This window comes from Synechococcus sp. MU1617, assembly GCF_020514235.1.
Lineage (GTDB): Bacteria > Cyanobacteriota > Cyanobacteriia > PCC-6307 > Cyanobiaceae > Parasynechococcus.
Genome location: NZ_VTLB01000002.1, coordinates 341,077 through 351,821, shown reverse-complemented (window position 1 = coordinate 351,821; position 10,745 = coordinate 341,077). Strand labels below are relative to the sequence as shown.

The 10,745-nt window shown below is 62.3% G+C and carries 9 protein-coding genes; 5 read left to right on the top strand and 4 right to left on the bottom strand.

Annotated features, from left to right (window positions below; all coding sequences use genetic code 11):
- Window positions 1–909, bottom strand: a complete 909-nt coding sequence (dapA, locus tag FZZ90_RS05670; RefSeq protein ID WP_226424762.1) for a 4-hydroxy-tetrahydrodipicolinate synthase — start codon at window positions 907–909, stop codon at window positions 1–3.
- A complete protein-coding gene (locus FZZ90_RS05665) occupies window positions 909–1,931 on the bottom strand; it encodes an aspartate-semialdehyde dehydrogenase (RefSeq protein WP_226424761.1) in 1,023 nt (340 codons plus the stop codon). The genes dapA and FZZ90_RS05665 overlap by 1 nt, the downstream gene beginning before the upstream one ends.
- A gap of 156 nt (window positions 1,932–2,087) precedes the next feature.
- On the opposite strand from FZZ90_RS05665, the gene tig reads away from it, so the two are divergent.
- From tig to FZZ90_RS05640, 5 genes are all read left to right on the top strand, one after another.
- A complete protein-coding gene (gene tig / locus FZZ90_RS05660) occupies window positions 2,088–3,497 on the top strand; it encodes a trigger factor (protein ID WP_226424760.1) in 1,410 nt (469 codons plus the stop codon).
- 43 nt (window positions 3,498–3,540) lie between these two features.
- Window positions 3,541–4,215, top strand: a complete 675-nt coding sequence (clpP, locus tag FZZ90_RS05655; RefSeq protein ID WP_038551825.1) for an ATP-dependent Clp endopeptidase proteolytic subunit ClpP — start codon at window positions 3,541–3,543, stop codon at window positions 4,213–4,215.
- Between the two features lie 89 nt (window positions 4,216–4,304).
- Window positions 4,305–5,654 carry an ATP-dependent protease ATP-binding subunit ClpX gene (gene clpX, locus FZZ90_RS05650; protein ID WP_226424759.1) on the top strand — a complete coding sequence of 450 codons (1,350 nt, stop codon included), beginning with the start codon at window positions 4,305–4,307 and terminating at the stop codon, window positions 5,652–5,654.
- Between the two features lie 4 nt (window positions 5,655–5,658).
- Window positions 5,659–6,297, top strand: coding sequence for a lecithin retinol acyltransferase family protein (locus FZZ90_RS05645; protein WP_226424758.1), 639 nt, complete (start codon window positions 5,659–5,661; stop codon window positions 6,295–6,297).
- A gap of 23 nt (window positions 6,298–6,320) precedes the next feature.
- Window positions 6,321–8,147 (top strand): DNA polymerase III subunit gamma/tau, encoded by a 1,827-nt coding sequence (locus FZZ90_RS05640; protein ID WP_226424757.1) that lies wholly within the window; start codon window positions 6,321–6,323, stop codon window positions 8,145–8,147.
- Here the strand turns inward: FZZ90_RS05640 and FZZ90_RS05635 are convergent.
- Together FZZ90_RS05635 and FZZ90_RS05630 are read right to left on the bottom strand one after the other, a co-directional pair.
- A complete protein-coding gene (locus FZZ90_RS05635) occupies window positions 8,144–9,409 on the bottom strand; it encodes an exo-alpha-sialidase (protein WP_226424756.1) in 1,266 nt (421 codons plus the stop codon). The two genes, FZZ90_RS05640 and FZZ90_RS05635, sit on opposite strands and share 4 nt — an antisense overlap.
- A complete protein-coding gene (locus FZZ90_RS05630; RefSeq protein ID WP_226424755.1) occupies window positions 9,409–10,728 on the bottom strand; it encodes a glycosyltransferase family 2 protein in 1,320 nt (439 codons plus the stop codon). Before FZZ90_RS05630 ends, FZZ90_RS05635 begins: the two co-directional genes overlap by 1 nt.
- Window positions 10,729–10,745: the final 17 nt, after the last annotated feature.

The following is a 10,745-nucleotide window of genomic DNA, read 5'->3' as shown; positions in this document are numbered from 1 at the left end:
CTAGGTCTGACGGAGGGCGGCCATGGCGGTGGAAAGCGAACGTTTCATGTCGTCAGAAAGGGAGCACAGGGGCGGACGGGGTGCACCGACAGACCAGCCATTGAGTTCCAGGGCAGCCTTGACGGGAATTGGATTGGTGGTGGCGAACAGGGCCTTAAACAGGGGAATCAGAGCGTCGTGTAGGGCGAGTGCGGAGGCACCATCGCCGTTCAGATAGGCCTCGATCATGGCGCGGATCTCAGGGCCCGCCACATGGCTGCCCACACTCACCACACCAACGGCACCGACAGCAAGCATCGGCAGGGTGAGCCCGTCGTCACCGCTGTAAATCGCCAACTGGGGTCCGCAGGCCAGGCGCAACGCCGTGACCTCTTCGGTGGTGCCGCTGGCGGCCTTGAAACTCACCACGTTGGGGCAGTCCATCAACCGCGCCACCGTGGCCGGAGCGATGCTGCAGCCGGTGCGGCCAGGAATGTTGTAGAGCATCAACGGCAGCTCAGGAGCTGCCTCGGCGATGGCCCGGAAATGGACCTCCAAGCCCTCCTGGGGAGGCTTGTTGTAGTAGGGCACGACCACGAGAGCCCCATCAGCGCCAGCCACCGCCGCTGCCTTGGTGGCCTCCACCGCTTCGGCCGTGGAATTGCTGCCGGTGCCCGCCAACACCTTGACGTCGCTGCCCACCGCCTCTCGAACTGCCTGAAGCAGTTGCAACTGCTCATCCCAGCTGAGGGTTGGCGATTCGCCGGTGGTGCCGCACACCAGCAGTCCATCTGATCCCTGATCCACCAGATGCCGGGCAAGCTGTGCGGCGACGGTGAGATCCACAGCACCGCTGGCATCAAAGGGAGTCACCATCGCGGTGACGACACGGCCGAAGGGCGTTGGCGAGAGGGTGGCGGTCTGGGTCATCACTTCTCGATCAACAGTTCAGCGATCTGAACGGCGTTGAGCGCCGCTCCCTTGCGGATCTGGTCCCCACACAGCCAGAGCTCCAGGGCATTCGGATCACTGATGTCCTGACGGATCCGTCCGATCGCCACCGGGTCTCGACCGGTCACATCCGTCGGCATCGGAAAGCGGTTCGCAGTCGGATCATCAATCAACTCAACACCGGGGGCAGCCAAGAGCAGCTCGCGCGCTTCACCGACTGGGAAGGGGGTCTCGAACTCGATATTCACTGCTTCTGAATGAGCCCGCAGCACGGGCACCCGCACGCAAGTGGCGGTGAAACGCAGATCCGGAAGACCCATGATCTTGCGGGTCTCGTTCACCATCTTCATCTCCTCTTCGCAATAGCTGTTGGCCTGCAGTGGTGAGTTGTGCAAAAAGAGGTTGAAAGCCAGGGAATAGGGCAGCACCTCTCCCTTGGGAGTTCCGCCGTCCAGCACCGTCTGCGAAAGATTTTTCAGCTCTTCCATGGCGCGGGCACCAGCACCACTGGCGGATTGGTAGGTGCTCACCACCACCCGGCGCATCGCCCGCTTCGCTGCCAGAGGAGCCAAAGCCAGGGTGAGCAGGATCGTGGTGCAATTCGGGTTAGCGATCACTCCCTTGTGGGCGAAAGCCGCATCGGGATTGACCTCGGGCACCACCAGCGGCACACCTTCCTCCATCCGGAAGGCACTGGAGTTATCCACCATCACCGCTCCTGCAGCGGTGATGGCCTCTCGCCACTGCTTCGAAACAGAACCACCGGCCGACGCCAGCACCAGATCGACCCCTTCAAAGGATCGGGCCGAGACCTCTTCCACCGTGAGGGTGCGGCCATTCCAGGCTTGGGTCTGACCGGCCGAACGGGCCGACGCCAGCAGCTTCAACTCGCCAACGGGGAAATGGCGCTCCTCAAGCAGCAGCAGCAGTTCCTGGCCAACAGCACCGCTGGCACCCAGAACAGCAACATTGAGAGGACGGTTGGGAAGAGTCGAAGACAAGCGGTGGAGTGAACGATCTGAACGAAAACCTGTCGTTTCTCGAAATCGACATCACTGCGTAGAGATCGTGATGCCGCGATGCGACCGGCTCAGCTTACCGATCCAGCCCCAATTCACCCGTTGCATAAAGTGCTGGGCTGCCCTTTCCCTTCCCCCATGAGCGCTGCAGCCCTGAAGGTGACCACCGAAGCCCGCCCCAGCAGCCGCCTGTCGGTGACGGTCACCGTTCCTGGGGAGCGCTGCAAGACGAGTTACGAAGACGCGATCACCAGCCTCAGCCGCAGCATCAACCTGCCGGGCTTCCGCAAGGGCAAGGTGCCGCGCACGGTGCTGGTGCAGCAGCTGGGTGGCGTGCGAATCAAGGCCACAGCGCTGGAAAAGCTGATCGACAACGCCTGGCGCGACGCCATCAAGCAGGAATCACTGGAACCGATCAGCCAGCCTGATCTGAGCAGTGGCTTCGACGGCCTGCTGGAGAGCTTTGAGCCTGGCAAGGAGCTCACGTTCACCCTGGAAGCCGACGTCGCTCCGACGCCGAAACTGAAGAGCACCAAGGGGCTGGAAGCGGAATTCGAAACCGTCGCTTACGACGCCTCCCGGGTCGACGCGATGCTCGAGGACTCCCGCAAGCAGATGGCCACAGTCGTTCCCGTGGAAGGTCGCGCCGCCCAAAACGGCGACATCGCGGTGCTGGGCTTCAAGGGCACCTACAGCGATGACGGCAGCGAAATCGAGGGCGGCAGTGCCGATTCCATGGATGTGGACCTGGAAAACGGCCGGATGATCCCCGGCTTCATCGAAGGGGTCATCGGCATGAAGGTCGGCGAGACCAAAACCGTGGATTGCCAGTTCCCCGACGACTATCCGAAGGAGGACGCCCGAGGACGCAAGGCCGCCTTTGAGATCGAACTGAAAGATCTCAAGACCCGCGAACTGCCCGAGCTGGACGACGCCTTCGCCAAGCAGGCCAGCGAACAGGACACCCTGGCGGACCTGCGCAAAGACTTGGAGCAGCGGCTCAAGGACGACGCAGAGCGGCGTCAGACCAGCAACCGCCGCGATGCCCTCGTCGCCGCACTGGTGGAGCAGCTCGAGGTGGAATTGCCAGAAGCCCTGATTCAACAGGAAAGCCGCAACCTGCTGGAGCAAACCGCAGCCCAGTTCGCCCAGCAGGGCATGGATGTGAAGTCGCTGTTCACCCCCGACCTAGTGCGCAACCTGATGCAGAACTCGCGCCCCGAGGCTGAGGAGCGCCTGCGCCGCAGTTTTGCCCTCACCGCCCTGGCCGAAGCGGAGGACATCAAGCTCGACGACAAGGACGTGGACGCCAAGATCAAGGAGGTGAAAAAAGAGCTCTCCGCCGACGCCAAGATCGATCCCGAGCGCCTGCGTCAAGCCGTGATGGATGACCTCATGCAGGATCGTCTGATGGGCTGGCTCGAGGAGAACAGCACCCTCACCGAAAAGGCCCCATCCACTGACGACAGCAAGGCTGAAGCCAAGAAAAAGGCCGCCGCCAAGAAGACCTCAGCCAAGAGCAAGTCCAAGGCGGACGCCAAGGACTGAGCAACGCCCATAGATTGAGCGAACTTCACCGCATACCGATCGCGTGATCGACGCCCGCAGTCACCACCCCATCCAGAACCGCTGGCGGGCCGCCATGCCCGTCTCGGCACCGGGGCCACTGCCCACGGTTGTGGAACAGTCCGGTCGCGGAGACCGCGCCTTCGACATCTACTCGCGCCTGCTGCGGGAGCGAATCATCTTCCTCGGCACGGGGGTGGATGACGCCGTTGCCGATGCCCTGGTGGCGCAGATGCTGTTCCTCGAAGCCGAGGATCCTGAGAAGGACATTCAGATCTATATCAACTCACCGGGAGGGTCCGTCACAGCTGGCCTGGCGATCTACGACACGATGCAGCAGGTCGCCCCTGACGTGGTGACCATCTGCTACGGCCTCGCCGCCAGCATGGGTGCCTTTCTGCTCTCCGGAGGCACCAAAGGCAAGCGTCTCGCCTTGCCCAACGCCCGGATCATGATTCACCAACCCCTTGGTGGTGCCCAGGGTCAGGCGGTGGACATCGAGATCCAGGCGAAGGAGATCCTCTATCTCAAGGAAACCCTGAACGGGCTGATGGCGGACCACACCGGCCAGCCGCTCGACAAAATCTCGGAAGACACCGACCGCGACTACTTCCTTTCTCCAGCAGAAGCGGTTGAATACGGCCTGATCGATCGAGTGGTGGACAGTTCCGGGGACGGAGGAATCATTACGGAAGGCTGACAGACGCCTTTCTGTTCTCGATCCTGTGTGTTCAGGAGACCCCATCGGTTGATTCCTGAATTGTTCTCCTGAGTGGTGCCCAGCGTTCGATGGCCAAGTTCGACGCCCATCTGAAATGTTCGTTCTGTGGGAAATCCCAGGACCAGGTGCGCAAGCTGATCGCCGGACCTGGCGTTTACATCTGCGACGAATGCATCGATCTCTGCAACGAGATCCTGGATGAAGAGCTGGTGGATGGTCAGGGCAACCCACGCCAAAGCCACGAGCCAAACCGCAAGGCCACGCCAGCCGCCAGGAAGAGCAGCAAACCGGCCCCGACCCTGGCCTCGATTCCCCGGCCTCAAGAGATCAAGAGCTTTCTGGATCAGCAGGTGGTTGGCCAGGACGCGGCCAAAAAGGTGATGTCGGTGGCGGTCTACAACCACTACAAACGTCTGGCCTGGCAAGGGGACGGCCAGGGCGAAACCGAAGAAACGGCAACCCGCCTGCACAAGAGCAACATCCTGCTGATCGGACCAACCGGCTGCGGCAAAACGCTGTTGGCGCAGACCCTGGCTGAGATGCTGGACGTGCCCTTCGCCGTGGCCGATGCCACAACCCTCACCGAAGCGGGCTATGTGGGTGAGGACGTTGAAAACATCCTGCTGCGGCTAATGCAGAAGGCCGATATGGATGTGGACCAGGCCCAGAGGGGCATCATCTACATCGATGAGATCGACAAAATCGCCCGCAAGAGCGAAAACCCCTCGATCACAAGGGATGTGTCCGGCGAAGGTGTGCAGCAGGCCCTGCTGAAAATGCTTGAGGGCACGGTGGCCAATGTGCCACCCCAGGGAGGGCGTAAGCACCCCTATCAGGACTGCATCCAGATCGACACCAGCCAGATCCTGTTCATCTGCGGTGGTGCCTTCGTCGGATTGGAAGACGTGGTGCAGAAGCGGATGGGCCGCAACGCCATCGGCTTCATGCCCAGCGACGGCCGTGGACGCAATCGCACCAACCGCGACCTTCAGGCCGCCCAAGTGCTGCGGCACCTGGAGCCGGATGATCTGGTGCGCTACGGCCTGATCCCGGAATTCATCGGACGGATGCCGGTGAGTGCCGTGCTGGAGCCCCTGGACGAAAGTGCCTTGCAGTCGATCCTCACCGAACCCCGCGATGCCCTGGTGAAGCAGTTCCGCACCCTGCTGAGCATGGACAACGTGCAACTGCAGTTCGCCGATGACGCCATCGAAGCGATCGCCCAGGAAGCCCACCGGCGCAAGACCGGTGCCCGCGCTTTGCGCGGCATCGTTGAGGAACTGATGCTGGATCTGATGTACGACCTGCCATCGCAGACGTCGGTGAAGGAATTCACCGTCACCCGGGCGATGGTGGAAGAACACACGGGCGGCAAGGTGCTTCCCCTGCCTGGAACGGAACAACAAAAAACCGCCTGAGGTCTTGGCTGCCGCTGACCACCTTGAGGTGCCGCGTCAGCACGGCCTGTTCAACCACCACGGCATCGACCTCGGCGACGGAACCGTCGCCCACTACTTGGAAGGGCGTGAAATTCTGCGCAGCCCATTGGAAGAGTTCAGTCAGGGGCAACCGCTGCGGGTGATCAGCCATGCCGAGGCTTCTCCGGTGGGTGTGACCTTGCGCCGGGCCATGGGACGCCTGGGGGAACAGGACTACAACCTGCTGTTCAACAACTGCGAGCACTTCGCCACATGGTGCAAAACCGGGCGCCATCGCAGCGAGCAGGTGGACTCATTCCTGGATCGGGCCCGCAACTGGAGTGGCCTGATGCCATCGGCCCTGATCAAGGGACTGGAACTCCTGGTGCAACGGGGCCTTCTCGATGACGATGCGCGCACGATGGCCAAACGGGGGGTGGAGAAGCTGGAACGTCTGCGCCTCTCACTGCTGCACAAGTTGGAGGGTCTGCTGGAACGGGCGGGGGACGGCACGGATCGCAGCCTGCTGCTCACGGGGCAAAGCCTTGCCGATGAACTGGCGGCCGTGGAAGACCTGAAACAACGGATTGATTCCCTGCTCGAGCAGCGCCCTGCCCTTCCAGGCTCGGAATCCTCTGAGTAATCTCCTTTCAACGCTCGCGGCGCATGAGTTCGGCTTACCAGCCGCTGCATCACAAATACCGGCCCCAGCGCTTTGATCAGCTGGTGGGGCAGGAGGCGATCGCCGCCACCCTGGGCCACGCCCTCACTAGTAATCGGATTGCCCCGGCCTACCTGTTCAGTGGCCCCCGAGGCACCGGCAAAACCTCCAGCGCCCGCATCCTGGCCCGCTCGCTCAACTGCCTGAACAGCGAGGGGCCGACGCCAGAGCCCTGCGGCACCTGCGAGCTGTGCACAACAATTGCCGCCGGAACAGCGCTCGATGTAATCGAGATCGACGCCGCCTCCAACACCGGTGTTGACAACATCCGCGAACTGATCGAACGCTCTCGCTTCGCTCCGGTACAGGCCCGCTGGAAGGTGTACGTGGTGGACGAATGCCACATGCTGTCCACCGCAGCGTTCAACGCCCTGCTGAAAACCCTGGAGGAACCACCACCGCAGGTGGTGTTCGTCCTGGCCACCACCGACCCGCAAAGGGTGCTGCCGACGATCCTCAGCCGTTGCCAACGCTTTGATTTCCGGCGCATTCCGCTCGATGCCCTCAACACTCATCTGAGTTGGATCGCCGAACAGGAAGCGATCAACATCAAGCCTGAAGCCATTCATGTGGTGGCCCAGCGGTCGCAGGGAGGCCTGCGGGACGCGGAAAGCCTGCTGGATCAACTGAGTCTGCTGCCACCACCGATCGAAGCCGCTGCGGTGTGGGATCTGCTGGGGGCCGTGCCCGAACAGGAGCTGCTGGAGCTTGTAGGGGCCATGAGCAGCGCCGAACCGGTGCAACTGCTGGAAGCCACACGCAACCTGCTGGACCGAGGTCGGGATCCCGGAGCCGTGCTGCAGGGCCTGGCCGGGATGCTGCGGGATCTGGTGTTGATGGCCGCCGCTCCAGACCGACTGGAGCTCACCAGCGTTTCACCCCAGTTCCGCGATCAGCTGCCCGCCCTCGCGAAAGCGATCGGCAGGGCCCGCTTGCTGCAATGGCAGGCCCAACTGCGCGGCAGCGAGCAACAACTGCGCCAAAGCGTGCAGCCGCGCTTGTGGCTGGAAGTGCTGCTCTTGGGCTTGCTGGCGGAACCGGTAGTAGCGGCTCAACCCACAACGGCAGCAGCAACCCCGCCGACAACCCCAGTCGCCCCTCCTGCTCCAGCTCCTTCGGCCGCAGCCCCCACATCCGAGGCACCCGCGCCCAGTCCAAAACCTGCACTGGCAACATCACCAGAACTGCCGACGGTCTCCACTCCTGCGCCGGCACCCAGCACGAACCTGCCCGAGCTGTGGCAACAGATCCTGGGCAGCCTCGAACTGCCCTCAACCCGGATGTTGCTGTCGCAACAGGCCCAACTGGTGCGCCTGGATGCCAACCGCGCTGTTGTGCAGGTGGCTGGCAACTGGATGGGCATGGTGCAGAGCCGGGCGTCTCTGCTGGAACAGGCGGTGGCCAAAGCTCTGGGCGGCTCAAGGCAGCTGGTGCTGGAGGCCAGCAACAACGCCATGCCACCTCCGCTTGCAACAGCCCCGATCACAACACCATCGATCACTCCGCCAGCCGCGGTCGAGCCCCCCGCACCAACACCAACTCCGGCACCCACATCAGCTCCGATCGCGGCACCCGCAGCAACACCAGCGCCAGCTCCAGCTCCAGAACTGCCGCGCACTCAAGCCAAACCGATGGACCCGAAACCAGCCCCAGCCCCAGCCCCGCCGGAAACCAGCACTCAACCCAACCCGCCCTCAGGCCTGGACCGTCAGGCCCGCAATCTGGCGGACTTCTTCAACGGTCAGGTGCTCGACGTTGACGAGATCAATTAACGGGATGAACTGACGTCAGAAAAACCAAAGGCTGAGGCGTCAGGGTCGTACCCGATCACCTCCAGTTCGCGCAAAGTGACGTAACGAATGGCCTGACGTCCGGCCCAGGAATAGGCCGCATGCAGTTCCCCAGGCTTCCCCTCGATCAGGGTTGGGTAGGCCAGTTGTCCATTGAGGTCCCAATTCATCGGACCACAGAAACCGAAACCCGTGTCGATGTCGCGGATCCATGGCCAATGAAGGCCATCGTCATCGCTGATGGCGATCGACAACGGCCATCGGGTTCGCGGCCAACGGGCCTCTCCCCACTCCAGCTGCTCCTCCGACGAAACCGGATCCGGCGCAAAGCCAAAGCGGTTGAAAATCATCGCCAATCGCCCACTCGCCAGCCGGCAGGCCTGGATCGAGCTGTTGTTGTTCGGCAGCTGGGTGGGCTCAGGAGCTGACCAGGTTTGGCCGTCATCTGTACTCACACTTCGATAAATCTGATCCGCGAGACGACTGCGAAAGAACTGGAGCAGTTGAGCTCCATCCCGCGAGGCAACGACGGAGCCATGCACCCTGCCGGTGCTGTCTGGAATGCTGACCGGCTGGCCCAGGCACTGACCTACCGGATCCAGACCCACCATCTCGCTGTGGTCGTGACCAAAGGCCCCGCCCGCTTCCAGGCTGCGGTAGATCGGCAACAACCAGTGGCCGTTCTCCAAGGGATGGGGGGGATGGCGGCAGAAGGCGGGATCGTCCAACAGGTCAAGGGGAGTGGACCATGCCTCGGCCGACCAGGTCTCAGGATCGGAAGGATCAAGGCCCTCCAACGCCAGCCGCTGATGCCGGAGGACAGCTGTCCACTGCATGGAAAAGCTGCTGGATGTCTCGAGAGCAGAGCGATCCTCTGGATCGCGCACCACTTGGGCGGAATGGATCAGGTGCAAACACCCTTCGGAGACGAACAGCAGGGGGTTCTGCTCCGAGCGCTCCACATCCCGGGAAATCCGCTGCGGTTCAGACCAACCTCCCCCTTCAGCACCCAAAAGAGATAGAAACACCGACATCCCAGCGGTGCCCTCTCCGCTGCCCGCCATCCAGACACAACCCAACAGATCGGGACGGATCCAACACAACTGAGGTGCATGGTTTTGTTCCCCCATCGGCTCCAGCAACGCCCAAGCCCCCAGCTCAAAGGGGGTGACAAGAACCTGTCCCCAAGCCAGATCCTCAAAGCGATCCTGCGCCTGATCGAACGACGAAAAAGGGGGAACCATCAAACCTGGACCGGATGGTCCTGACCATGGCTGGTTTTGGCCCAGACCAGGCGTTTGGGGAACAGTGACATCCGCAGCGTTACCCAGGGAATCACCACAAACCAGTGGCCTAGGTAGGCAATCCCCACCACAAGATTGGGCAGGCTCGCAGAAGGGATCTCCGGCCCCTCACTACCGCTGCGACAACCGCGCCAATAGGCGAGACCCGACACACTGAAAGCCACCAGAGACAAGGGCCAGTACACCGGCACACTTCGGGTGATCAGGGCCGTGGTGAGATCAGCGAAGGACACCACAGGCAGGGCGTACTGGAGCAGAAAAAAGGCCGTCAAATCCCAACGTTTGCGCAGACTGAGCTGGGCTGACGTGAGCACCGACCAGTAATCAAAGAAGCGCTGCAATCCACCTTCGGCCCAGCGCTGTCGTTGTTTCCACAAGGCTGGGAGACCTGGGACCGCCTCTTCCTGAACCGGAGGATCCCACAACACTCCGACCAAGGCGCCGTGGGTCAGCAGGCGGAAGCTGAGATCAAGGTCATCGGTGACGGTGTCTTCATTGAAACCTCCGCTGGACTCGAGCACAGAACGCTTGATCAGCTGTCCGTTCCCCCGCAGCTCCGCCACCCCTCCATTCGCCAGTCGCCCCGACTGGATCACCGCATCCAAAGCCATCTCCATCGCTTGGGATCGAGTCAACCAATTGCAATCGGCATCAATCACAGCCTTACGCAGCTGCACTGCCGACCAGCCACCCTCCAGGGCGTAGGGGACGAGACGCTCAAGCAGGTCGTCCTGTAACTGGGCATCTGCATCAAGTACCAACAGCCACTCGCCCTTAAGGCGATCCAAGGCGGTGTTGAGCGCACCCGACTTGCCACCACCGGCATTGCGCTGGCGATGGATGACATTCAGCCCAGGGTGCTGGGTGGCCAGATCGTCCAGCAACTCAGAAGTCCGGTCAAGACTGCCGTCGTCGATCACCCAGGTGGTGAGCTGACCGGATGGATAACGCAGCGAAGTGAGCCGTTCCACCAGACGCGGCACCACCGCCTCTTCATCGCGGGCGGCCACCACCACATCAAGGCTGGGAAGCTTCGTCGGATCCATCGCCGGCATGGACTCCGCTGACCCACGTGTCAGCTGCCCGCGCATAACGGAACGCAGCCCATATCCCCCCAGCATCAAGGCAAGGCTGATGGCTGGCCAGAGCGAACGGGCTGAGTCCAGCCAGTGGGGAGCAGCGCCAGCACATCCGCAGGCGAACAGGAACGCTGCCGATTTCACCCGACGGTGATCACTCGATGTGGCGTTCGAGCTCATCCAGCTGCCCAGGTGGG

Coding starts and splice junctions, on each gene's coding strand:
- dapA (WP_226424762.1), bottom strand. CDS start 909: ATGACCCAGACCGCCACCCTCTCGCCAACGCCCTTCGGCCGTGTCGTC.
- tig (WP_226424760.1), top strand. CDS start 2,088: ATGAGCGCTGCAGCCCTGAAGGTGACCACCGAAGCCCGCCCCAGCAGC.
- clpX (WP_226424759.1), top strand. CDS start 4,305: ATGGCCAAGTTCGACGCCCATCTGAAATGTTCGTTCTGTGGGAAATCC.
- FZZ90_RS05640 (WP_226424757.1), top strand. CDS start 6,321: ATGAGTTCGGCTTACCAGCCGCTGCATCACAAATACCGGCCCCAGCGC.
- FZZ90_RS05635 (WP_226424756.1), bottom strand. CDS start 9,409: ATGGTTCCCCCTTTTTCGTCGTTCGATCAGGCGCAGGATCGCTTTGAG.
- FZZ90_RS05630 (WP_226424755.1), bottom strand. CDS start 10,728: ATGAGCTCGAACGCCACATCGAGTGATCACCGTCGGGTGAAATCGGCA.